This is a genomic window from Streptomyces xiamenensis (genome assembly GCF_000993785.3).
Taxonomy (GTDB): Bacteria; Actinomycetota; Actinomycetes; order Streptomycetales; family Streptomycetaceae; genus Streptomyces; species Streptomyces xiamenensis.
In genome coordinates this window covers 3,865,352-3,888,632 of record NZ_CP009922.3, presented here as the reverse complement: position 1 = coordinate 3,888,632, position 23,281 = coordinate 3,865,352, and the positions used below count along the sequence as shown (strand labels likewise).

Sequence of the window (23,281 nt, the reverse complement as noted above, 5' to 3'; positions counted from 1 at the left end):
CCCCCAGCCTTCGGCGGGGGAAGCGGGTGATCCACCCATCCGGGAGAGAGGGGCCGTCGCACCCCGTCCCAAGTCCGTCCCGGGTCAGTCCCGGGTCAGTCCCGGGGCCGGTCGCCGTCGCGTCCGGCGCCGCCGAGCTCGTCCCCCGGAGCGCTCACCGGTGGGGCCGGCCGCACCGGCGCCAGCGGCGCTATGGTCGCCCCCGACGGACCGTTCCGCAGATCGGCCTCCGCCTGATAGGCACGCAGATAGCCGACCACCGTGTTGGCCACCGCGACCAGCGGCACGGCCACCACCGCGCCCGGGATACCGGCCAGCAGCGTGCCCGCGGTCACCGCGAGCACCACGGCCAGCGGATGCACCTTCACCAGCCGGCCCAGGATGAACGGCTGGAGGATGTGCCCCTCGACCTGCTGCACCAGCAGCACCACGCACAGCACCATCAGCGCCGTGAACAGGCCGTTGGTCACCAGCGCCACCACCACGGCCAGCGCGCCCGAGGCGATGGCGCCGACCAGCGGCACGAACGCCGACAGGAACACGATGACGGCCAGCGGCACCGCCATCGGCACCTCCAGCACGAACAGCCCGATGCCGATGCCCAGCGCGTCGATCAGCGCCACCAGCACCGTGCCGCGCACATAGCCGGTGAGCGTGATCCACGCCCGCGGCCCGGCGCCCGCCACACCCTCGCGCGCCTGGGCCGGCACCAGCTTCAGGAACCAGTACCACACCCCGCGTCCGTCGTAGAGCAGGAACAGCGTCACGAACAGCGCCACACCGGCGCCGGACAGGAACTGGGTGAGGTAGTTGATGCCCTCCAGACCGGCCGAGGTCAGCTCGTCACTGTGATCGGTGATCCAGCTGTTGAGATTGTCGACGGTCTCGTTGATGTTCTCCTCGGTCACCCCGAACGGCAGCTGCAGCACCCAGTCGCGCAGCTGGTCGATGCCGTCCTGGACCTGCTCCACCAGCCGGTCGGTGTTCTCGATGACCTGCCAGACCACGAACCAGCCGACGCCGCCCATCACCAGGAAGCCGCCGATGGAGACGATCGCGGTGGACAGCCCGCGCCCCACCCCGAGCCTTTTCAGCCGCCCCACGAACGGCTGGAGCAGCGCGGTGACCAGCAGCCCGGCGGCGAACGCGATCACCAGCAGGCTGATCGCCGACACCACCTGGATCAGCACCCACACCACGGCCGCCAGCACCAGGATCCGCCAGCCGGCCTCGGCCGCGACCCGGACGCCCCACGGGATCACGGCATCGGGCGCCGGACGCTCAGGGGTGGCCGGCGGCTGCGCGTCGCCCGGCCCGGCTCCCCCGCCGTGGCCGCCCGCGCTCGCCCCCGCACCGCTCCCGGCGGAGGCCCCGCCCTCACCGGCCGGCGGGCCCTCGACGAGCCCCGGCACATCCGGGGCCACGGTCCGCCGGACCCGCGCCTCCAGATGTTCGTACCCACCCCCGCCGTCCTCGGCGCGCCCCGCGACCCGCTCCTCCGCCTCCCGCTCCCGGCGCTGAATCTCGCGCTCCGCGGCGGCCCGATAGGCCGACACGCGCGAGTTCAGCCGCGCCAGGCCGGTCTTGAACCGGCTCACTCCAGACATCCCGTTTCCCTCTTCCCCCAGTTTTCGCACCGCGGTCCGCGCCCTGACGTTACCCTGCGCGCCCGCCGGAAGGAGGGTCCCCTCACGAAAGCGGAAATCCCCGCACCGAAGCCGGTGCGGGGATCCCGTGAACGCTGTTCGCCGGGGACTGACGGAAGGGTCAGTACCAGTGATTGACCTGCCAGAACTCCCATGCGCCACACGGGCTGCCGTAGCGCTCGTTCATGTAGTTCAGACCCCAGCGGATCTGGGTGGCGGGGTTGGTCTGCCAGTCGGCGCCGGCCGAGGCCATCTTCGTGCCCGGCAGCGCCTGCATCAGGCCGTACGCGCCGGAGGAGGGGTTGGTGGCGGTGTGGTTCCAGCCGCTCTCGCGCTCCACGATCGTGGAGAAGCACTGGAACTGGTCGGCCGCCACGATGTCCCGGGCGATCGCCTGGATCTCCGCCTTGCTGTACGAGGACTGGACGGGCGCGGAAGCCCGTGAGGCGGCCCTGCTGGCGGCCTCCGCCGCCTCGCGCTGGCGCTCTTCCTCCGCCTCGCGCTCCGCCTGCTCCCTGGCCTCCTGCTCGGCACGCTCGCGCCGCTCCTGGGCATCCGAGGCGGCCTGCACCCGGGCGGCCTCCTCGGCCGCCTTACGGGTCTGGACGTCGGCGACGTCCGCCTGCGACTCCGCCTGCTGGACCAGCGACGCGGTGTGCAGCTGGGCATTCGGGGCAGCGGGTATGTCCGCCAGCAGCGTCGCGTCGGCGGCGGCGAACTCGATGTCGCTGACGCCGCCCTGCTCGTCTCCCGAGGCAACACCGACGGCAGCACCGACGGTTGTGACCGCGGTAGCAGACGCCACGGCGAATCCCCGGACCGAAATCCGGCTCACACGGTTTCCTTCCACCATCGCCCGCGTGGGTGACCCCCACGGGCGCAATCGTGCCCCTGACGCGGGCCTTCACCGCTGAACGGACCAGCGGGTCACAGAAGGCACGGGCCCGGCGGAATCCCCCGCCCTTGCTGGCACGGGACCCCGCGTGGTGCTGCGGGCGGCATACGGCTGACGGCTGTTCAGTTGTCAAACTCTGTACTGCGCCGCTCCGATGGCGGTGCGGCAGTGCCGTATGCGGGGCCTGACAGACGCACACACTGCCGGAAACGGGGAGCGGTAAGCAATTCAGCTCGATGTGGGAAAGGTCACACGCACTCCAGTCGAACGGGGGCTTGCGTTCCGCCCGGCGGCCGGTGAACAACAGCGGCCGCACGGACGGAACACCCAGCGTGGCCGGGGGCTAAACCCGCCCCTCCTCCAGCATTTCGGTCACCAGCGCGGCGATCGGGGAGCGCTCGGAGCGCGTCAGGGTGACGTGCGCGAACAGCGGGTGCCCCTTGAGCTTCTCCACCACCGCCACCACACCGTCGTACCGCCCCACCCGCAGGTTGTCACGCTGCGCCACGTCGTGGGTGAGCACCACCCGGGAGTCCTGACCGATCCGGGAGAGCACCGTCAGCAGCACGTTGCGCTCCAGCGACTGGGCCTCGTCGACGATGACGAACGCGTCGTGCAGCGAACGGCCCCTGATGTGGGTGAGCGGCAGCACCTCCAGCATCCCGCGCGCCACCACCTCCTCGATGACCTCACGGGTCGTCACCGCCGAGAGGGTGTCGAAGACGGCCTGCGCCCAGGGGTTCATCTTCTCGGCCTCGGTGCCCGGCAGGTAGCCGAGATCCTGGCCGCCCACCGCGTACAGCGGCCGGAACACCATCACCTTGCGGTGCTGGCGGCGCTCCAGGACCGCCTCCAGGCCCGCGCACAGCGCCAGCGCCGACTTGCCGGTGCCGGCCCGGCCGCCCATCGACACGATGCCGACGTCCGGGTCGAGCAGCAGATCCAGGGCGACCCGCTGCTCGGCGCTGCGGCCGTGGATACCGAACGCCTCCCGGTCCCCGCGCACCAGCTTCACCCGGCCCTCGGGCGCCACCCGGCCCAGCGCCCGGCCGCGCTCGGAGGAGATCACCAGACCGGTGTGCACCGGCAGCTCGGCGGCCTGCGGATCGAAGACGCTCTCGGAGGCGAACAGTTCGTCCACGCTCTCGCCGGGCATCGTGATGTCCATCATCCCGGTCCAGCCGGAATCGGTGATGGCCAGTTCCGCGCGGTACTCCTCGGCGGCCAGACCGACCGAGGACGCCTTGATGCGCAGCGGCAGGTCCTTGGAGACCACCGTCACATCGTGACCCTCCGCCTGGAGATTGCGGGCCACGGCCAGGATGCGGGTGTCGTTGTCCAGCAACTGCCCGCGGCCGGTCAGCATGGCCGGCGGCAGAATGGCCGGATCCGAGTGGTTCAGCTCCACCCGCAGGGTACCGCCGAGGTCACCGATGGGCAGGGGATGGTCGAGGCGGCCGTACCGCACCCGGTACTCGTCCAGCCGACGCAGCACCTGGCGGGCGAAGTACCCCAGCTCCGGGTGGTGGCGCTTGGCCTCCAGTTCGGTGATGACGACCACCGGGAGCACCACTTCGTGCTCGTCGAAACGGGTCATCGCTGATGGGTCGGCCAGGAGGACACTGGTGTCGAGGACGTACATGCGCCGCTCGCTGAGGCGCTTCTTGCTGGTCACCACGTGTGGACGAACCCCCTCGGGAGAGGTGTGGAAGACGCGGCGCCGCTGGTACGTGCGACGCCGGGCGTCTGCTGGCCGGCTGACGGCCCGTGGCCTCCATGGGAGCCATGCACGCACGGGCCGGGCACCGGCCCTGGTCCATGTCCGTGGTACGCAAACGGGCCTCCCGGCGGACGGGGCTGACGCCCGGTCCGCGATGAATATGCCCGCTGCCTCCGCATCTCATGCGGACAACCCCTCGGACGGCACCACCCCATGCCCGCTCGGCGGACATGGGGTGGTGAACGAAGGTACGAGAGGGTAATACCGGATGAACCGCCCGGATCAGACGCCGTAGCGGCGGTGCCGGGCGGCGTAGTCACGCAGCGCCCGCAGAAAGTCGACCTTGCGGAAGGCCGGCCAGTACGCCTCGCAGAAGAAGTACTCCGAGTGGGCCGACTGCCAGAGCATGAAGCCGGAGAGCCGCTGCTCGCCGCTGGTACGGATGACCAGGTCGGGGTCGGGCTGGCCGCGGGTGTACAGATGTTCGGAGATGTCCTCGACGCCCAGCGACTCGGCGACCTGGGCCAGGTCCTGGCCCTCCGCGGCCCGCTTGGCCAGCAGCGAACGGACCGCGTCGGTGATCTCCTGCCGGCCGCCGTAGCCGACGGCCACGTTGACCAGTATTCCCTCGCGCTTTCCGGCCAGTTCCTCGGCCTCCTGGAGCACGCTGCGGGTGCGCTCGGGCAGCACGTCCAGGGCACCGACATGGTGCACCCGCCAGCGCCCGTCGGCGGCCAGGTCACGCACCGCGCCCTCGACCACGGTCAGCAGCGGGTCGAGCTGGTCGGCGGGGCGGGCGAGGTTGTCGGTGGACAGCATCCACAGGGTGACCACCTCGACGTCGGTCTCGGCGCACCAGCCCAGGAGCTCCTGGATCTTGGCGGCGCCCGCCTCGTGCCCCTCCTTGGTGGTGCCGCCAGCGGCCTTGGCCCAGCGGCGGTTGCCGTCCAGGATGACGCCGATGTGCTTGGGCACGCCCTCCGCGTTGCCGAGCTTGCCCTCCACCCGGTGGGCGTACAGCCGTACGAACCCGCGGCGGATCTTGTTCCGGACCCTGCCGAAGATCCCTCCTCGGCCCTGTTCCTGCTTTGCCACGCCGCATCCCCTCGCACACCCTGCCCCGTCGGAACCAGCACTGTAGGACAGCTCGGCGCCGGAACAGAAAGCGGGCCGGTCCGTGGGGGGGATACGGACCGGCCCGAGGGGGGGTATTCCACCGTAACGCATGGAAGAGGCCGCTGTGTGCCAGTGGGCCGGATTCAGGCGTGGCGCGGTGATCCGTCCCGGTCGGCGGGCCGACGGGCGCCGGGCCGGGTCAGGCGGCGGCAAGGGCGCCCAGGAGGAGGGCGACGAGGGCGCCCAGGGCCATGAAGGGCCCGAAGGGCACGGCCGTCTTGCGGGTGGCCCGGCGGGCGACGATCAGGATCAGGCCGTATCCGGCGGCGCACAGGAAGCCGGTGAAGGTGCCGAAGAAGATCACGTCCCAGCCGTACCAGCCCATGGCGACCCCGAGCGGGACGGCGAGCTTGACGTCGCCGAAGCCCATGCCGCGCGGATTGATCAGGAAGAGCACGAAGTAGACGGCGCCCAGGACGAGCCCGCCGAGCAGGGCACGGGGCCAACTGCCGGTGGCGGAACCGGACAGCGCGGCCACGCCGAGGGCCACGGGCAGGGCGGCGGCCAGCGGGAGGGTGAGCGGGTCGGGCAGCCGCTGGACGGAGAGGTCGACGGCGGCCAGCAGCACGACGGCCGGCGCGGCGAGCAGCCAGACGACGAGCTCGGGGTGCGGCCCGGTGGCGGCGGCCAGGGCGGCGCAGACCAGCGCGGTCCAGACAGTGAGCGCCCCGGCGCCCGTCCCGTAGCGGCGAGTGGCGGGCGGGCAGTGCGGGCAGCGTGCGGTGCCGAGCCAGCCGCCTTGGGCCGCGGGCGGCAGGGGGTGGCCGGCCGGGCAGGCGGAGCGCCAGGGTTCCTCCGGCTCGACGGACAGCCGGTAGCGGGGCCGGGCGAGCAGCGGTCCGGTGAGGGCTCCGTACGCGGCGGCGGCGAGGATCAACAGCGGGTGCACCCGGCTGAGCGTACGGGCCGGCCACACGGAAGCGGCAGGGGTGCGGACGTACTGCGGGCCGGTCTGCCCGAGTGGGGGGGAGGGCAGACCGGCCCGCTTGTATGGGGGGACCGGAGCGGGGGGGGTGGCTCACGGTCCGCCCCGCCAGACGTCGCCGGGGTGGGAGTGACGACGCTGGCAGTTATGGATGTCAGCGTGACTGACTGAGGGAACCCTACCGTACGTGACACTGGACTGTGACCCCCTTGGCACAAGCCCTTCCGCCACACTACCCACGGTCATCCACTGGCCTCATTTCGCGGTCACGGGGGCGCAGGTGGGAGACACGCGCCGGGCGCACGGGGCCCGGAACAGCCCGGCGGAGGGACACCCGTTCGAGGGGGCACGGCCGGCGCGGTCCCCGGCGGGCGGAGCGGGGCGACTGGGGACGGAAACCGGCGCCCACTACGATGCCTGCGGTACGCCGGTACGCCGTAACCGCCAGGGGGGAACCATGGCCGCGCACGACGAACACGCCCCACCCCAGCCACAGTTCAGTCCGCTGGGGCCCAACGATCCACGCGAGATGGCCGGTTACGAGCTGCTCGCCCGCATCGGATCGGGCGGCATGGGCAGTGTCTACCTCTCCTACACCCGGGGTGGACAGCCCGTCGCGCTGAAGGTGGTACGCGGTGAGTTCGCCGAGGACCCCGACTTCCGCCGCCGCTTCGCCGCCGAGGTACGGGCCGCCCGCCGGGTACAGGGCCTCTACACCGTCCCCGTCCTGGACAGCAACACCGAGGGCGCCGCGCCCTGGCTGGCCACCGCCTACGTACCCGGCCTCTCGCTGGCCGAGGCGCTGCGGCGGCACGGCCCACTGCCGCTGGAGACGGTGCTGCTGCTGGTCGCCGGGGTGGCGGAGGCGCTGATCTCCATCCACGCGGTGGGCGTGGTGCACCGCGACCTGAAACCGGGCAACGTGCTACTGGCCACCGAGGGCCCGAAGGTGATCGACTTCGGCATCGCGCAGGCCGCCGACAGCACCGCCCTGACCGGCACCGACGTACGCGTCGGGACCCCGGCGTACATGGCCCCCGAACAGATCATGGGCAACCCGCCGGCCGGGCCCGGCACCGATGTCTTCGCCCTCGGTATCATCGCCCACTTCGCCGCGACCGGCGGCCACCCCTTCGGGGAGGGCGGGGCGCACGGGCTGATGTACCGGATCGTGCAGGAGGACCCCTACCTGGCCCGCGCCCCCGAGGCCCTGCGGCCCATGATCGCGGCCTGCCTCGCCAAGAACCCGGCACAGCGGCCGGAACCGGCGCAGGTCGTGGAGATGTGCCGGTCCCTGTCCCCCGGCCAGACCCTGCAGCGGCGCGACAGCTGGCTCCCGGCGGGCCTGGCCACCCAGGTCTCGCAGCGCCACGGCACCCAGCCCCCCACCCCGCCGCCCCTCCCGGCCACGGCCCCGACGGTTCCGCCGCCCACGGCACCGAAGCCCCGCCGCACGATGGCGATCGCGCTGGCCACGACGGCCGTCCTGGCGGCGGTCGCGGGCGGGGCGACGGCGGCCCTGCTGCTGACGGACGGGGACGACGACACTCCCCGGGCGGGCGGCCCGACATCGCCGTCGGGGGAGGCTCCGGAGGCGGAGCGGGAATTCATCCCCGAGTCCACCGAGACCAACAAGGAGCCCCCCGGAGACGAGGAGGCGGCGGAGCAGGACCCGAACGCCGAGTACCACGTGGACAAGAGCGGCGTGAAACTGAACATCAGGGCCCCCCTTTTCACGGAGGACGTCAACGTCCAGCTGGGAAGCTGCCTCGGTGCCAACCTCACCCGGATCAATCTTGAAGAGCTCACCGTGGCCACCGGCGTCGGTTTCGGCAGCATGGACTACTACTCCGACGAAGCCCAGATCGACTACCAGTACTGCGGCCAGGAGCGGGCGAACGGCGACGGAATCGCCTTCGACCCCGACCTCTTCACCGGCACCGTCGATGCTCCCGATCCCACGCCGGAGGAGTGCTCGGCCGCAGCCCGCTCAGCGACCCTGCCCAACCCCATCACCATCGACGACGTACTGAGCGACACCAGCCTGCGCGAGGACATGGGGATCTGTATCGAGGCTCCGGACGGCAGCATCGTCCATCTGTGGATCGACACCGTCCAGCCGGAACCTCACAACAAGGAGCTCCGCACCTATCTCACCACCGCCACCCGCTGGATCCCGAACGACTGAGGGACCTTCCGGCCCGGCGGCTCAGTTGCCGCTGGGCCAGGAGATCTCCACCCGCCGGTTCTTCTGCCGGCCCTCCTCGGTCTCGTTGTCGTACAGCGGATAGTCCTCGCTGTAGCCGCGGACGTTGAAGGAGATGCCGGACGGGTCCGCGATGAGTTCCAGGAGCACCGTCTGGGTGTTCCGCGCGCGGTTGGCGGAGAGCGTCACGCCGTTCTCGTACGAGCCCAGGTTGTCCGTGAAGCCGAAGACGTTCACCTGCTCGGGCTGGTACTCGTCGATCGCGGCAGCCACCTCGGCGAGGGCGGCGCGGGACTCCTCGCTGATCTCGTCGCTGTTCTTGCCGAAGACCACATCGGTCTGGAGCGTGAACTTGTGCTGCCCGCCGGTGCGTTCCTCACGCTGCTCACCCGCGGGGCCCGATCCCGGATCCGGGTCCGGCTCGGAATCCGGCGGGGCTGGGGACTCGTCGTTGTTGCCGCCACTGTTCGGCGGTGGGTCCTGTGTGCCACCACCGGTGTCCTCGGTAATGAACTTGATGTCCAGCACCCGCGGCTCGGCGAGGGAGGCACCGTCCCCCAGCATCAGGCCGGGAGCGTTGGCATCGATATCGGGTGTGGCGGGGGCCTCATAGCCCGGTGGTTGCTCGAAGTCCTCGTCGCCCTCATCCGCGAGGGCGGGGGCGGGGAACATCAGCACGGCCACACCCGTGAGGGCGGTGGCCGCCATGACCTGGAGGGAGTAGCGCTTCGAATGTTCAGTCATCACCATCAACCGGCCGAGATCTCAAAGGAGGCAGGGGGCATGTTGCCGATGTTGAAGTCGAGTTCGGTGGCGCCGTCCGGAGGGGCCGGGAACTGCGCGAACCACTCGACGGAGTCACCCGGGTTCAGGCCGCCGCCGAACTGCGTGCACAGGCAGCGCCCCGAAGTGTCGCGCAGGATCAGATAGCGCTTCCCCTCCGTCTTGTCGACGACCGAGGAACCGGCCATCGAGAAACCGTTGTTCGTCAGTTCACGCTCGTCTCCTCGCCAGCCGATCTCCAGAAAGCGTTCCGCGCCGTCGTTGGTCAGGGTCCCGGACACCGTCAGGAAGCCGCCCGTATCACGCTGTGCGGAGTCGATGGTGAGCCGCATCCCGCCTTCTCCGGTCACCTCGGACAACGGTCCGCGGTCCTCGGGTGCGGTGCCGTCGTCGCCGGTGTCTTCACCCTCGGACGGCTTGTCATCGGTGTCGTCGGAGCCGCCACCGCCGGTGCTCTCGCCGGACCCCGCGCTGCCGTCTCCTCCCCCGTCGCCGTCGCCGCCGGAACAACTGGCGACCGCGATCACCAGGGCGGCGCCCAGCGCTATCACAATCAGGATCAGACGGGACTTGCTGTCTCGGAGGTCCATTTCGGATGGGTGTCCTTTGCGCTCAACTCATAGCAGGTCAGTCGTCCAGATACACCTGGAACAGGTCCCGGGCCTCCGGCACTTCGCCGTCATCCCGTGGATCGAAGGACCAGTCCCGCTCATCACAGCTCAGGCCGATCTCCTCCTCTTCCTGCGAGGTCGGCTCACACCGTGCCGCGACGACGGCGGTGGCCGTGGCACGGGCCGTCTGGTTCTCGGTGCCGGGGATGAAGGAATCACCCACCGTGTCCAGGGTTTCGACCTCCACCGTGTAGCCGAAACGGCTCACGTCCGGTTCGCACGCCGTCACGACGGCGTTGTTCCGTGCGGCGAGCCGGGGCGCGGCCTCCGTGCAGGCCGCGCCCGTGCGGAAGTCGACCCCGGCCAGTACATCGCCCAGGTCTTCGTCCTCCAGGATGGCGTCCCGAAAGAGCTCGTAGAGGTGGTCACGGGACTCCCTCGCCGCGGCCAGGGCGGCGGCGTCGGCGGCCGACTGGCCACCGCTGCGGGTGACGGCGGCCTGCGCGAAGACGAAGAGGGTGAAGGCTGCCACCAATACCGTGGTGACGATCGCTATGTAGAGCGGAAAGATCGCTCCTCGATCGCCGCCGTCGCCTCGCCCGTGTCTCAGCGTCCTGTCACACTCTGCACCGCACGGTCCACCGCATTGGCAATGGTGTTGTCTATGCCCAGAGAGAATACCGCCCCAACGATCAAGGCGATCAGCAACAGCAGCCCCGCATACTCCACGAAGCCCGCGCCCCGGTCGCTGTGGCGGCGGGTCGTCAGATGAGTGACGACCGTCTTTCTCCAGTTCAGCAGCATCCTGCTCATGGCGTCCTTTTCCCCCGGCCAGCCCCGTTCCAGCCGGCATGCTCATGCCCCGAAGTGGTGTGTGCCCGGTATCGGGGCTCGGGGAGTGACTCTGCCCGGGCGACGCCTGGTTGAAGCGTGGACGCAGCATGTCTGACCCCCTCCCGCTCCCTGCGGGCCAACCCCTTCACACACCTGTTGGCACTGACTGTGCCACACCCGGGGGCACTTGGGCAGAGAGACCTTGGTGAAGGGACGTTTTCGTGGCCCTTGGACGCGGTCGCCCTGATCAGCCGGGATTCAGAATATCCGTAATGTTCACCCCTGAACCGAGGACCATTCCCACGACGATCACGATCATCGTCGCCGGCACCATGAAGACCAGGGTCGCCAGCGTCGCCTTGGGGATCGCCTTCGCGGCCCGGCGGCGGGAGTTCTGGGCGTCGGTGCGGCGCATGTCCGTGGCGATCTGTATGAGCGTCTCGGCGATCGGCGCGCCCAGTTCCTCGCCCTGCTGGAGCGCCGTGACGAACTGGTTCACCGGCTCGGAGTCGTTGCGCCGCCGCAGGTCGTCGAACGCCTGCCGGCGCGACACCCCCATGTCCATCTGCCGCAGGGTGATGCGCACTTCATCGGCCCACGGGCCCTCGTACCGTCCGGCCACCCGCTCCAGTGCCTGCCGGAAGCCCAGGCCGGCCGAGACGACCACGGCGAGCACGTCCAGGAAGTCCGGCAGGGTGCGGTCGATGACGTCCCGGCGTTCCCTGATGCTCTGCCAGATCACCGCGTCGGCCGCGAACGCACCGAACGCGAGGGCGAACAGGGCGAAGAAGGGCCAGCCATTGGCGATGAAGCTCAGGGTCGCCAGCGCGCCGAAGATGCCGTACACGGCCCGCCGCGCCGCGTAGCGTTCCACCGTCAGGCCCTGGGGGTTGCCCGCCTGGTCGATGCGGCGGCGTTTGCGGTCCACGCCCTTGGGGCCCATCAGCCGCAGCACCAGCGGTGCGAACCGCATTCCGAGGCGGTCGACGGCCGAGCCGGTCGCCGTCACCCGGGTGGAGCCGATCTCAAGCGCCAGCGCCAGGTCGGGCGGCAGCGGGGTGGCCGTGCGCAGCAGCCGCAGCGCCATCACGATGCCGAAGACCGCGGCACCCATGGCCAGGCCCAGCAGCAGAGCGAGCATGCCGGTGTTCCTCTCGGATCAGACGTCGATGCGGCCGAAGCGGCGCACGACCACGAAGCCCACGGCGTACATCACGAGCGCGATCACCATGGCGATCTGTCCGCCGGGGCTCGCCGTCACCCGGCCCAGCGCGCCCGGTGACATGCCGTTGATCATCAGCAGCGCACCCAGGCCCAGCAGCGGCACGGTGACCGCGGTGGCGTTGACCTCGGCGAGCATGGTGCGTACCTCGCGGCGGGTCTCCTTGCGCTCCTCCAGGGTGGCGGTGAGGTTCCGCAGGGAACCCACCATGGAGCCGCCGGCCCGGTTGGCCAGTATCAACGTGGTGACGAGTACGTTCAGTTCGCGCGACGGGAGGCGTTCGCCGAGTTCGCCCAGTGCCTCATCCAGCGAGCGGCCCACGGTGAGCTGGTTGGCGACCAGGGCGAGTTCGGCGCCGGCCGGGTCGTCCATCTCCTCGGCCGCCATGGACAGCGCGGTGCGCAGGGCGAGGCCGGCCGCCGTGCCGTTGGCGATCAGGCGTGCCAGTTCGGGGAGTTGGCCGATGAACTTCTCGGTGCGCTTGGCGCGCTGCCAGCCCAGGAAGGCGTTGCCGCCCCAGATCGCGACCAGGGCGAAGACGGGGCCGAAGAACGGTGCGAGCAGCACGTGGCCGACCGCCCACAGCACCGCCATCGCGCCCAGCACGTACGCGACGTACTCGCCGGCCGTCAGTTCCAGGCCGGTGGAGTGGAGCTTGACCCGGATCGCGCGGCCCACGGCCGTCCGGCGCAGCCGCTGGTCGAGCGCCGCGAACGGGCGGTCCCTGGCCGGGTCCCCGGGGTCGGCGGTGCCGGCCCCGGCGGGTCCGGCGTCCGGGCCGGTCAGCCGGTGCAGCAGCGCACGGCGCGCGGCGCGGCCGGTGGCGTACACGTACAGTCCGGCCACCGCCAGCACCAGCGCGCCCAGTGCCAGGCTCAGGGTGGCCCGCGCCGCGCCGCTCTCCAGTGCGATGGGTACCACTACTGCGCCTCCCGGGTGGACAGTTGGCTGTCGTCCAGGTGGACCCCGAACGCCTGCGGGATCTGCTCGCCCGCCAGGTAGAGCCGGTCGGCGACGGCGCGCGGTATCGGATAGTGCCGGAACCTGCCGTGCACCGTGCCGCCCGGGGTGAGCGGCTCGGCGGTGAACTCGGCGATGGTGGCGATCCGGAACGATTCGCGGCCGTGCGAGGCGAGCACCGCGATCTCGGTCAGCCGGCGGGTGCCGTCCGGGTGCCGTACGAGCTGGACGACCACGTCCACCGCGCTGTTGATCTGGTCGCGCAGCGCCTCGAAGGGCACCTTGATCTCGGACATGGACGCCAGCGTCTGGAGGCGCAGCAGGGCGTCCTCGGCGCTGTTGGCGTGCACGGTGGCGAGCGAGCCGTCGTGGCCGGTGGACATGGCCTGGAGCATGTCGAGGGTCTCGCCGCCGCGCACCTCGCCGACGATGACGCGGTCGGGGCGCATCCGCAGCGAGTTGCGGACCAGGTCGCGGATGGTGACCTCGCCCTTGCCCTCGATGTTGGGCGGCCGGGATTCCAGGCTCAGGACATGGCTCTGCTGGAGCTGGAGTTCGGCGGCGTCCTCGACTGTGACGATGCGCTCGCCGTCGGGGATGAGACCGGAGAGGGCGTTGAGCAGGGTGGTCTTGCCGGACCCGGTGCCGCCGGAGACGATGATGTTGAGCTTGGCGCGCACCAGTCCGGCGAGCAGCAGCACGAGGTGCTGGTCCAGGGTGCCGAAGTCGACGAGTTCGGCGAGGGTGTACGCGCGGGGGAATCGGCGGATGGTGAGCGCGGGGCCGCTGAGGGACAGCGGGGGGATGATGACGTTGACCCGCTCGCCGGTGGGCAGCCGGGCGTCGACCATCGGATTGGACTCGTCCACGCGGCGGTTGACGGTGGAGACGATGCGCTCGATGGTCTGCATGAGCTGGTCCTCGGAGGCGAAGCGCAGCGGGAGCTGCTCCACGCGCCCGGAGCGTTCGACGAAGATCTGGTCGGGTCCGTTGACCATGATCTCGGTGATGGAGGCGTCCTCCAGCAGGGGTTCGAGGATGCCCAGGCCGAGGGCCTCGTCGACCACCCGGCGGATGAGCAGGGAGCGTTGCTGGGTGGAGAGCACCGGGCCCTCGCGGCTGAGGATGTGGCCCAGCACCCGCTCCAGGCGGTCGCGGCGGTCGGCGGTGGACAGCGCGGACATCTCCGCGAGGTCGATCTCCTCCAGGAGTTTGCCGCGGTAGACGGCGACCAGCCGGTTGTTGTCACCGGGTCCGGCGCCGGGCCCTGGCTCCTCCTGGGCGTGGATGCGTGATCTCAGGCCCATCGCCGGCCTCCCTTCGTCAGTCGCATGGCATGGTCACCGTCTTGCTGGCCCGGCCGAGGTCGCTCATGAACGGCAGGACGGAGGGCACCGTGACGCGGGCGGTGACGGTGGCCTCGTCGCCGCACGCGGACAGTTCGAAGTCGGTGTTCGCGGCCAGCCAGCCGCTCATCGCGGCCCGCCCGCTGGTCTGGTACTGGTCGGCGATCTCCTCCTGGGAGGCGGTGCGGGCGGCGGCCCGGGCGGCGGAGCCGGCCTGGAGCGCCGTGTAGCCGGCGACGCCGAGCTGGAGCGCGGCGAGTGAGACGAGTACGAGGAGGGGGAGCCAGCCGGCGAACTCGACGGCGGTGACGCCCCGGTCCCCGTACGCCGTCGCGCTGTCGCTCCCGTCGTGTCTCGCCCCGGTGTTCTCCGTCCGCGTGCTCATCGGTCCTCCTCCACCGCGCCGGCGGTGCCGGAGATGGTGATGGGGAGGTTGAACGCGCCGGGGAACAGTACCGGCACCTGGAGTTCGACGCGGGCGGTGCGGACCACGCCCTCCAGCGGGCAGGAGACGCTCATCGACCAGGAGGCGGGGATGTGCTCGCGGGCCGCCGTGCCGCAGGCCCCTTCACCGCCGCCCGCCGCCGCGGCGGCGCGGGCGGCCTCGTCCGCCGCGTTGCCGGCGAGATGGAAGCCGTAGCCGATGACGGCGCACTGCCAGGCGACGGCGAAGAGCAGCAGGATCAGCGGGAAGATGCCGGCGAACTCCACCATCACCGCGCCGCGGTCGCGGCGCACGGCTGGGCCGGCGCCCGCAGAACGTACGGGGGAGACGGAGCCCGGGGCGTCCGCGTGCTCGGTGGCCCCGGCGGTGCGCCCGGCTCCGGCCGGTGCCGGGTGCGCACGGGCCGACCGGACCGGGCGTGCTGTACGGCCGGCCCGTCCGGGCCCGGAGCGGCCTCGCGGCGCCCCGGCCGGGAAGGCCGTCCTCATCCCCGGCGTCCCTTGCGCCGGCTGCCGCCGCCCCCGCCCGCGGGCTGCGGGGCCGCCAGGCCGAGTTCGGTGGCCAGCGCCCACATGGCGCGGCGCACCGGCCCCTTGACGTCCAGGTCCTGGATGCGGCCGGCGTCCTGCGCCTCCTGCAGTTCCTTGAAGTTGGCGGGCACGGTCTGCCGGGCGACCTGGGTGCCGGTGATCCGGGAGATCAGCTGCGGCTGGATGGCGCTGGAGCGGGTGAGCCTGTTGACGACGGTGGTCACGCCCTCCGCCTTGCGGATCTGCAGCCGGTCCCACATCCGCACCATGCGGTTGACGGCCCGCACCGAGATCACGTCGGGGGTGGTGACCAGCAGCGCGGTGTCGGCCAGTTCCACGGCGGCGGCGGTGGCGGCGTTCATCTGCGAGCCGCAGTCCACCACCACCGTGTCGTACCGGGCGCGTACGGCCGCCAGCAACTGCCGTGCGGTGGTGTCGGTGACGTCCTCGCCGCGTTCCCCCTCCGCCGGGGCGATCAGCATCGACAGGCCCGTACGGTGGGTGAACACCGCCTCGGCCAGCACCTGCGGGGAGATGTCGCTGATGCCCGCCAGGTCGGCCAGCGAGCGGCGGAACTGCACGTCGAAGAACGAGCCGACGTCCCCGCTGAGCAGGTCCAGGTCGACCAGCACCACCCCGCGGCCCTCCGGCCGCTGCGCCGCCAGCGCCAGCTGGGTGGACAGCAGGGTCGCGCCCACTCCGCCCTTCGCGCCGGAGACCGTGATCAGCGTGCCGCCGGGGCCGGTGCCGAAGCTCTCGCCCGCGCCGAGGTGGCGGCGCATGCCCGCGGCCCACTGGGCGGCGGCGGCCAGCCGGGTGGACAGTTCCTCGAAGGACACCGGCAGCCCGGCCAGACCGCGCGCGCCCGCGTCCATCGCCGCCGAGTAGAGGCCGGCGGTCGGGTCGGCGGAGATCAGCACCACGCCCACCGCGGGGAAGCGCAGCGCGACCTCCCGGATCAGCTCCAGCGCGGGCAGCGGCCCGATGCGCTCGTGGACGACCACGACCTCGGGCAGCCCGGCCACCGACTCGTGGGAGAGCGCGGCCAGGGTCTCCAGCAGGGTCGCCGAATCGGGCACCGCGCGCATCGGCTCGGTGCCGGGCAGCTGGCTCAGCAGCGTGATCAGTGAGCGCGCGGTGTCCGGGTCGCCCACCGCCGGGAGAATGCGCGTCGTCATCCCTGCCACCCCAACCCCATGCTCATCACGGAACCATCCCCAACGGTGCGCCGCTGTGCGGGTTGCCGCTCATGTCGCCCACGATGGTGTACGTGCGCTCGTCCTCGGGATCTCCTGCTCCTCCCCGGGGGCGACCAGCGCCAACCGCACCTGCTCGGCGAAGGCCTCGGCGAAGGTGACCCGTTCGGCGTCCAGGTGGTCCAGGGCGAAGGTGATCGGCACCGCCTGCGTCGTACGGCGGTCCTCCTCGACCTCCGTCAGGTCGCCGACCTCGATCACCTCGGCGTTGTTGACCATCAGCCGGACGAACTCCATCTCCTCGCTGTCGTCGGCCGAGGTGTCGCGGGCCCGGAACGCCGCGTACAGGTTGATCTTCGCGCCGGGGTAGATCTTCCCGGCGACCCCGGTGGAGGCGTCGATGAGCACCGCGATCTCCTGCTGTCCCGGCGCGAGTTCCGGCCGGTCGGAGATCATGTCCTGCTGGAGCAGCGAACCCTCGCGCAGCGGCGAGACAGCGACCTTGCCCTCGATCTGGGACAGCTCGGTCACCGCCGAGTCGGGTATGTACCGCTCGGGGATGGTGACTTCGCGCAGCTGGGCGGCGCGCAGCTCGGTGTACGGCTCGACGTCCTCGCTCAGCTCGTACGCCGTGACCTCGGGGCCGACCTTCGACTCCACGTCGTTGATCACCGCCACCACCCCGGCGAACGCGCCGAGGGCGAGCAGGACCGAGACGATCAGCAGAAGCGAACCGCGGCGCTGTCGAGCGTTCATGGGGTCTTTCTACCTTCTGCTTCTGACAGCGCGTCGGCCGTTGTGGATATCGGTGCGAAAAAACCGCTCACCGCGCGAGTGCCTTGCGCTGCCCGCCGCCGCTCGCGCCGCCTATCGCTCTCGGTACCCGGTCCCGCGCCGCCGGAACCGGCGCGGAGCAGAACGCGCAGCGGTCCCCGATGAGGGTGAACCCGCACCAGTGGCACGCTTCCTGACGCATCGAGGACACCATCTGGTACAGCACCGAGGCGTCCTGGATGGCGGCGGCGAACTCCACCAGCTTGTTGGTGCGCCACCAGGACGGCGACTGCTCGGGCAACGGCACCGGATGCACCCCCTGGACCTGCCACTGCCGGGCGAGTTGCCCGGTGACCCACTCACTGTCGAGCTGACCGGGGGCGTAGGTGAGGGTGGTGGCGAACTGCGGTCCGGCCAGGCCGACTCCGGAGGCACGTACGAGCTGGGCGGTGGGCCTGGCCAGTACGGCGTGCGGCCCCGAGGCCGAGGAACGCGGCCCGGTGACGGGGGGCAGCGCGATCGGCAGCCGGTCGGTGCGGGACGCCGAGCCGAGCAGCGCGCCCGCGTAGATGTAGTGGGACAGCAGCCGGGCGGCGGCGCCCAGCACCCCGGGGCTGAAGTCGCACACCGACAACTGCCGTAGCTGGCGCACCAGGACGGCCGCACCCAGCGGCGGCAGGGAGGTCGGCAGCAGGGCTATCCGGTCGCTCTCCAGCATGGCGCGCACGGCGTGCAGCCGCTGGACGTAGCCGCGCGGGGTGGTGGCCGGGTAGACGGCGATCACGTAGCCGTGGCGTTCCAGCAGCCCGGCCGCCTCCGCCAGGGCGGTGGGAAAGTCCTGCCCGCCGGGCGGGGTGAGGACATGGGCGGCCGGGGTGTGCGGATCCGTGGCCGGCAGCACCAGATCGGCGCTGGTCACGGCGATGGCAATCGGCATACCGCCCCCTCCCGTCGGGGCGAAGCCTAGCGGCAGCCGGGCGTGCTCCGGTAGCTGAGGGCGTAGGCCACCTTGCCGGGCTTGTCGGCGGACAGGGGGGCGGAGAGCGAGGTGAACTCCTTGGCGCCGAAGGCGTCCAGGCGTCCCAGCTGCTGCGCGGTGCGTCCGCTGCCGGGCAGTTCGGTGCCGGGGTCGAGGGCGACCATGGCGCGCGAGGCGTCCTCGATGAGCGCGAGGTAGCCGCTCAGGTCGGTGCGGTCGTACCCGGCCGGGTCGAGATCGCTCTGGGTGCGCAGCCAGCCGGCCCAGAAGAACTCCAGGAACTCCGGACTCGGTCCGTCCTCGGGCTTGGCGTAGCCGATGTCGCGGGTGAAGTAGACCAGGGAGCGGTACGGGTCGTCCGCCATCGCGCGCAGGCCGAGCCGGGTGGGCAGCTGGGCGGGGGTGATGGGCCGGTTGTCGGCGTCGCGCAGCCACACGTAGCCGCGGCCCTCCATCTCGCGCCAGAACGCGCGTTCGCCGAGCGCGCTCAGATTGTCCGTGACGCGCACCCGGATCGTCATCCTGGCGCCGCCGTCGGGCATTTCGAGGAAGCTGGTGAAGGTGTGGTGGCCGTCGGTGAGGTAGAGCCTGCCGCGCGGGCCGACGACGACGGTCTTCATGGCGGCCAGCGACTCGGCCGTCTCCCGGCCGAGCGGGATGGTGCAGGTGAAACGCCGGGGCTTGTCCAGCCGGGCGTTGGCCTTGACGGTGGCGGCCTCGCCCTGGCCGTTGGCCTCGCACCAGTCGTCGTACTTCTTGTTGGGCTTGCCGCGTTCCTCGTCCTTGGTGCTGGTGTAGCGGCCCAGCTTGTAGCGGATCTGGTCGTGGCCGAGCACGGCCTGGGTGGGCATCAGGTCGCCGAGCCTGACGGTGATCAGTTCCCCGGCCCGCGGCTTCGCGGCAGGCTGGGCACCGGCACCGGGCGCGGCGGTCGCGGTGCCGGCCGAGCCCAGCGCGGTCAGTACGGTCACTACGGTGAGCAGCAGCGCGAGGCGCCGCGGTGTCCGGGAGGGGGTCATAGCGGACAACATCACAGCCCGGCATGACCGACGGGTGGCCCCCGGGTGGCGGCCGGGCGAACCGGAACCGCATTCCGGTGCGGGTGCGGCTTCGGGTGCGGGTGCGGACGGCCGCACCCCGGCGGTCAGAAAAAGGTGCGGATGTAGTCGGTGACGGTGCCGTCGCCCGCCACCAGCGGAATCAGCGGCCACTTCTCGAAGATGGTGCACGGGTGCGACAGCCCGAGACCCACCCAGTCGCCTACCTCCGGCGGCTCGGCGCCACCGTCCGTCCCGGCCTCCGGGTCCGGCACGACGAAGGCGTGCTGGTCGGCGAGCCGGGACACCACCAGGCCCGCACCGCCGCGCACCGCGCCCCGGGCGTCGCGGATCACCTGGACCTCGGGCAGCCCCAGGTCGTAGGAGAGGTCCCGCTTGCCCGCGTTGATCAGGGCCAGACCCGGTTCGGGACGGGAGACGACCTGGGCCCACAGCCGGAACGCGGGCAGCAGCGACCCTTCCTGCGGGACACGGCGAAAGGGGGTGACCCCGCGGTAGCGGCCGTCGTCGTGGCTGATGTACGCGCCGGAGCGGAGCATCTTGCACACCGGCCGGGACAGATCGGGCAGTTCCTCGAAGACCTCGGCCACCGCGTCGAACCAGGCGCTGCCGCCCGCGCTGATGATGATCTCGGGGGTGTCGGCGAAGCGCCCTTCCTTGTCGAACTCCACCACCAGCGAGGACAGTGCGTTCAGCCACTCACGCACCGTGTCGCCGTCCGCGTCCGGCAGCTCCCCCTCGTAGCCGCCGACCCCCACCAGCAGCAGCGACTCCGTACCCTCCACCGCGTCGGCGACGGCCGCCGCCTGCCGGGCGTCGCGCACGCCGCTGCGCGCGCCGGGCGCACCCAGTTCGACCACGACCTCCACCGGCCGGTTCCCGCCGACGGCGCGCAGGGTGTCGTCCATCAGCTCCACGCCGCGCACCGAGTCCACGTAGCACACGCACCGGAACTCGGCGTCCTCCTCCAGCTCCCCGGAGAGCCAGGTCAGCGCCGCCGGATCGACGAGCTCGTTGGCGAGGAAGACGCGGCGGACGCCGAAGGCGCGGGCCACCCGTACCTGGTGCGGCACGGCCAGGGTGATGCCCCAGGCCCCGGCGTCCAGCTGGCGCTGGAAGAGCTGCGGCGCCATGGACGTCTTGCCGTGCGGGGCGAGCACCAGGCCGTGCCGGGAGGCGAAGCGGTCCAGGGAGCGCACATTGTGCTCGACGGCCTCGGCGGACAGCGTCAGGACGGGCGTGGTGAAGCCGCCGGTGTACAGATCACGCCGCTGGGCCCGCAGCCGCCCCACGGTGGCCCCGGCGGCGTCGGGCGGCAGGCCCTTGAACCGGTGGTCGACGACCTCGTCCGCGAGCTGGTCCAGGGCGGCGGTGCTCATGGCGACTCCAGGGGGCGGGGCGAGCGCGGGGGGCCTCACCTGATTAGCACCGTGTACGTCACGGGTCAACGCAGTGCGATCGCCCGAGGCCATCGCGTGCTCGCTCCGGTGGGGGAAAACACAAGGCGCCGTCCGTCGCACGGTCGTAGGGTGGCGGACATGCAGGTGATCCAGTCGGCGAAGCTCGCCAATGTCTGTTACGAAATCCGCGGCCCGGTGCTCGAGGAGGCCATGCGGCTCGAAGCAGCGGGTCACCGGATCCTCAAGCTGAACACGGGGAACCCGGCGGCGTTCGGGTTCGAGTGCCCGCCGGAGATCCTCGAGGACATCCTGCGCAATGTCTCCAGCGCGCACGGGTACGGCGACGCGAAGGGGCTGCTGTCGGCGCGCCGCGCGGTGATGCAGCACTACCAGACCAAGGGCATCCAGCTGTCGGTGGAGGACATCTACCTGGGCAACGGGGTCTCCGAGCTGATCCAGATGTCGATGCAGGCGCTGCTGGACGACGGGGACGAGGTGCTGGTCCCGGCGCCCGACTATCCGCTGTGGACGGCGTCGGTGTCGCTGGCCGGCGGTACGGCGGTGCACTACCGGTGCGACGAGCAGGCCGAGTGGATGCCGGACATCGCCGACATCGAGCGGAAGATCACCGACCGCACCAAGGCGCTGGTGGTGATCAATCCCAACAATCCGACCGGGGCCGTCTACAGCGACGAGATGCTGCGGCAGCTGGCGGATGTGGCGCGGCGGCACCGGCTCGTGCTGTGCTCGGACGAGATCTACGACAAGATCCTGTACGACGGCACCACGCACACCCCGATGGCGGCGATCGCGCCGGACGTGCTGACCCTGACCTTCAACGGTCTGTCCAAGAACTACCGCGTGGCGGGTTTCCGCAGCGGCTGGATGGCGGTGTGCGGGCCCAAGGAGAACGCGGGCAACTACATCGAGGGTCTGACGATCCTGGCCAATATGCGACTGTGCGCCAATATGCCGGCGCAGCACGCGGTGGCGGCGGCGCTGTTCGGCCGGCAGTCGATCGAGAAGCTGGTGCTGCCGGGCGGGCGGATCAAGGAGCAGCGGGACGTCGCGTACGACCTGCTGACCCAGATCCCGGGGGTGACCTGCGTCAAGCCGAAGGGCGCGCTGTACGCGTTCCCCCGGCTCGACCCCAAGGTGTACAAGATCAAGGACGACCGGCAGATGGTGCTGGATCTGCTGCGCGCCGAGAAGATCATGATTGTGCACGGCACGGGCTTCAACTGGCCGGAGCCGGATCACTTCCGCATCGTGACGCTGCCGTCGGTGACCCAGCTGACGGACGCGGTCACCCGGATCGGGAAGTTCCTGGACGGCTATCAGCAGCAGTTCTGATCAGGGCTGGTCCTCGGCCGGCTCCTCGCCGGCGTCCTCGTCGCCGCCCTTCTCCTCCTCGTCCTGGTTCTGCGGGTTGTCCAGGGCGGGGAGGCAGAACGGCCAGTCGCGGAAGTCCTCGTTCTGCGACCACAGCTGGTAGGCGGCCTGGATGTTGAACTCCGGGTCGAAGGCGTCCAGCGTGGTGCCTCCGGCCTGGCGCACCCGGAAGTCGGTGAGCTGGAACAGGCCCCAGTTGCGGGTCCCGTTCTCGTTGGCGAGCACGTAGAACGGGTCGAGGCGGGACTGGCAGCGGGAGATCAGCACCGCCTGATCGCCCGCCTCGCCGGGGAAGACCTCGCGGATGCGGTCGGTGATCTCCTCCTCGCTCCAGGTGGTCACCCGCAGGTCGGACTCGTACAGCGCGTTCTTGGTCTCGTCCCCCACGACCCCGTTGACGGGGAGGTCGGAGAGCACCTGGAAGGCGGTGACCCGGCGCAGCGTCTCGGGGCCGTACTGGGCGTCGACGACCAGGGGCAGGCCCCGTTCGACGAGCAGTTTCTGGAGTTCCTCGACGCAGCCGTCGTGCCGGCCCATGGCGAGGGGCTCGTCGCAGACGCCGCTGAACAGCGGACGGTCGTCGGCCTGCTTGCCGGCGCTGCTCTCGCCGGATGGGCCCTCCCTGTCCCACAGCACTAAGGCACCGGCGAGGGCGATCAGCGCCGCGGCCGCTCCCGCCACCAGCCAGCGGCGGGAACGGCGCGACCCTGCCGCCGCGTCCGTCGCCGGATCCGGGCCCGGGTCGGGGGCCCGGTCCTGCGGCGGTGCGGCGGACTGGGGGGTGATGGCCGCTACCGGGCTCGGGTCGGGGACCTGCGCCGGCTCGGGCGACGGCTGTACGTCTTCCCCCGCCGTCGCCTCGGCCGGTGCGGGTACGTCCCCGCGCCGGTATTCCTCATCGGCCAGCACCCACAACCGGTGCAGTTCGGTCAGGACTACCCGGTCGGCCTTGCAGGCCCGCGCGAAGCGTTCCACGGTCGCGAACTCGCCCGGGACGCCCTTGCCCTGGCAGTAGCGGTGCAGTGTGGAACGGCTCACCCCGATGCGGCGGGCCAGTGACTCAAAGCTGTGACTGGTACCGTCCTTCAGTTCGCGCAGCCGCCCGGCGAATGCCTCGATAGCGACGGCGCGTTCGCGTCCTTCGGGCATCTCTCCCCCAGTGGTCCAAGTGCCTGTCACCGGC

Annotated in this window: 21 protein-coding genes and 1 pseudogene; 2 read left to right on the top strand and 20 right to left on the bottom strand. The window is 71.2% G+C overall.

Going from position 1 to position 23,281, the window contains the following annotated elements:
* Positions 1-95: 95 nt before the first annotated feature.
* The 5 genes from SXIM_RS18065 to SXIM_RS18045 form a co-directional block, all read right to left on the bottom strand.
* Positions 96-1,607, bottom strand: a complete 1,512-nt coding sequence (locus SXIM_RS18065) for an AI-2E family transporter (RefSeq protein ID WP_046724683.1) — start codon at positions 1,605-1,607, stop codon at positions 96-98.
* Between the two features lie 160 nt (positions 1,608-1,767).
* A complete protein-coding gene (locus SXIM_RS18060) occupies positions 1,768-2,481 on the bottom strand; it encodes an aggregation-promoting factor C-terminal-like domain-containing protein (protein ID WP_030728296.1) in 714 nt (237 codons plus the stop codon).
* Positions 2,482-2,884: 403 nt separating this feature from the next.
* Positions 2,885-4,219, bottom strand: coding sequence for an RNA 5'-3' helicase PhoH2 (phoH2, locus tag SXIM_RS18055; RefSeq protein WP_030728297.1), 1,335 nt, complete (start codon positions 4,217-4,219; stop codon positions 2,885-2,887).
* A 324-nt stretch (positions 4,220-4,543) separates the two neighbouring features.
* Positions 4,544-5,302, bottom strand: a complete 759-nt coding sequence (locus SXIM_RS18050) for an isoprenyl transferase (RefSeq protein ID WP_030728299.1) — start codon at positions 5,300-5,302, stop codon at positions 4,544-4,546.
* Between the two features lie 274 nt (positions 5,303-5,576).
* On the bottom strand, positions 5,577-6,326 hold the full coding sequence (locus SXIM_RS18045) for a prepilin peptidase (RefSeq protein ID WP_030728302.1): 750 nt from the start codon (positions 6,324-6,326) through the stop codon (positions 5,577-5,579).
* A 493-nt stretch (positions 6,327-6,819) separates the two neighbouring features.
* On the opposite strand from SXIM_RS18045, the gene SXIM_RS28580 reads away from it, so the two are divergent.
* On the top strand, positions 6,820-8,550 hold the full coding sequence (locus SXIM_RS28580; RefSeq protein ID WP_053116240.1) for a serine/threonine-protein kinase: 1,731 nt from the start codon (positions 6,820-6,822) through the stop codon (positions 8,548-8,550).
* 21 nt (positions 8,551-8,571) lie between these two features.
* On the opposite strand, the gene SXIM_RS18035 is transcribed toward SXIM_RS28580, so the two are convergent.
* The 14 genes and pseudogenes from SXIM_RS18035 to SXIM_RS17970 form a co-directional block, all read right to left on the bottom strand.
* Positions 8,572-9,312 (bottom strand): OmpA family protein, encoded by a 741-nt coding sequence (locus SXIM_RS18035; RefSeq protein ID WP_046724682.1) that lies wholly within the window; start codon positions 9,310-9,312, stop codon positions 8,572-8,574.
* Positions 9,313-9,317: 5 nt separating this feature from the next.
* Entirely contained in the window at positions 9,318-9,941 is a 624-nt protein-coding gene (locus tag SXIM_RS18030) for a hypothetical protein (protein WP_046724681.1), read from the bottom strand.
* Between the two features lie 37 nt (positions 9,942-9,978).
* On the bottom strand, positions 9,979-10,494 hold the full coding sequence (locus tag SXIM_RS18025; RefSeq protein ID WP_053116238.1) for a hypothetical protein: 516 nt from the start codon (positions 10,492-10,494) through the stop codon (positions 9,979-9,981).
* A 74-nt stretch (positions 10,495-10,568) separates the two neighbouring features.
* Positions 10,569-10,775 carry a hypothetical protein gene (locus SXIM_RS18020; RefSeq protein WP_053116237.1) on the bottom strand — a complete coding sequence of 69 codons (207 nt, stop codon included), beginning with the start codon at positions 10,773-10,775 and terminating at the stop codon, positions 10,569-10,571.
* Positions 10,776-11,043: 268 nt separating this feature from the next.
* Positions 11,044-11,937 carry a DUF5936 domain-containing protein gene (locus tag SXIM_RS18015; RefSeq protein WP_046724680.1) on the bottom strand — a complete coding sequence of 298 codons (894 nt, stop codon included), beginning with the start codon at positions 11,935-11,937 and terminating at the stop codon, positions 11,044-11,046.
* An 18-nt stretch (positions 11,938-11,955) separates the two neighbouring features.
* Entirely contained in the window at positions 11,956-12,939 is a 984-nt protein-coding gene (locus SXIM_RS18010) for a type II secretion system F family protein (RefSeq protein ID WP_234306782.1), read from the bottom strand.
* Positions 12,939-14,285 carry a TadA family conjugal transfer-associated ATPase gene (locus SXIM_RS18005; RefSeq protein WP_046724679.1) on the bottom strand — a complete coding sequence of 449 codons (1,347 nt, stop codon included), beginning with the start codon at positions 14,283-14,285 and terminating at the stop codon, positions 12,939-12,941. Before SXIM_RS18005 ends, SXIM_RS18010 begins: the two co-directional genes overlap by 1 nt.
* Before the next feature lie 16 nt (positions 14,286-14,301).
* On the bottom strand, positions 14,302-14,709 hold the full coding sequence (locus SXIM_RS18000; RefSeq protein ID WP_046724678.1) for a TadE/TadG family type IV pilus assembly protein: 408 nt from the start codon (positions 14,707-14,709) through the stop codon (positions 14,302-14,304).
* Entirely contained in the window at positions 14,706-15,062 is a 357-nt protein-coding gene (locus SXIM_RS17995; protein ID WP_030728330.1) for a TadE/TadG family type IV pilus assembly protein, read from the bottom strand. Before SXIM_RS17995 ends, SXIM_RS18000 begins: the two co-directional genes overlap by 4 nt.
* 191 nt (positions 15,063-15,253) lie before the next feature.
* On the bottom strand, positions 15,254-16,477 hold the full coding sequence (locus SXIM_RS17990) for a CpaE/TadZ family protein (RefSeq protein WP_030728333.1): 1,224 nt from the start codon (positions 16,475-16,477) through the stop codon (positions 15,254-15,256).
* Positions 16,478-16,502: 25 nt separating this feature from the next.
* Positions 16,503-17,251: pseudogene (gene cpaB / locus SXIM_RS17985) on the bottom strand (Flp pilus assembly protein CpaB).
* A 67-nt stretch (positions 17,252-17,318) separates the two neighbouring features.
* On the bottom strand, positions 17,319-18,206 hold the full coding sequence (locus SXIM_RS17980) for a hypothetical protein (RefSeq protein WP_030728339.1): 888 nt from the start codon (positions 18,204-18,206) through the stop codon (positions 17,319-17,321).
* 26 nt (positions 18,207-18,232) lie between these two features.
* Positions 18,233-19,267 carry a ParB/Srx family N-terminal domain-containing protein gene (locus SXIM_RS17975; RefSeq protein ID WP_053116236.1) on the bottom strand — a complete coding sequence of 345 codons (1,035 nt, stop codon included), beginning with the start codon at positions 19,265-19,267 and terminating at the stop codon, positions 18,233-18,235.
* A 125-nt stretch (positions 19,268-19,392) separates the two neighbouring features.
* Positions 19,393-20,685, bottom strand: a complete 1,293-nt coding sequence (locus tag SXIM_RS17970; RefSeq protein WP_030728345.1) for an alanine racemase — start codon at positions 20,683-20,685, stop codon at positions 19,393-19,395.
* A 159-nt stretch (positions 20,686-20,844) separates the two neighbouring features.
* On the opposite strand from SXIM_RS17970, the gene SXIM_RS17965 reads away from it, so the two are divergent.
* Positions 20,845-22,059, top strand: coding sequence for a pyridoxal phosphate-dependent aminotransferase (locus SXIM_RS17965; RefSeq protein ID WP_030728348.1), 1,215 nt, complete (start codon positions 20,845-20,847; stop codon positions 22,057-22,059).
* Here SXIM_RS17965 and SXIM_RS17960 read toward each other — a convergent pair whose 3' ends face one another.
* A complete protein-coding gene (locus SXIM_RS17960) occupies positions 22,060-23,247 on the bottom strand; it encodes a helix-turn-helix domain-containing protein (protein ID WP_053116235.1) in 1,188 nt (395 codons plus the stop codon). It lies immediately after the preceding gene.
* Positions 23,248-23,281 lie beyond the last annotated feature (34 nt).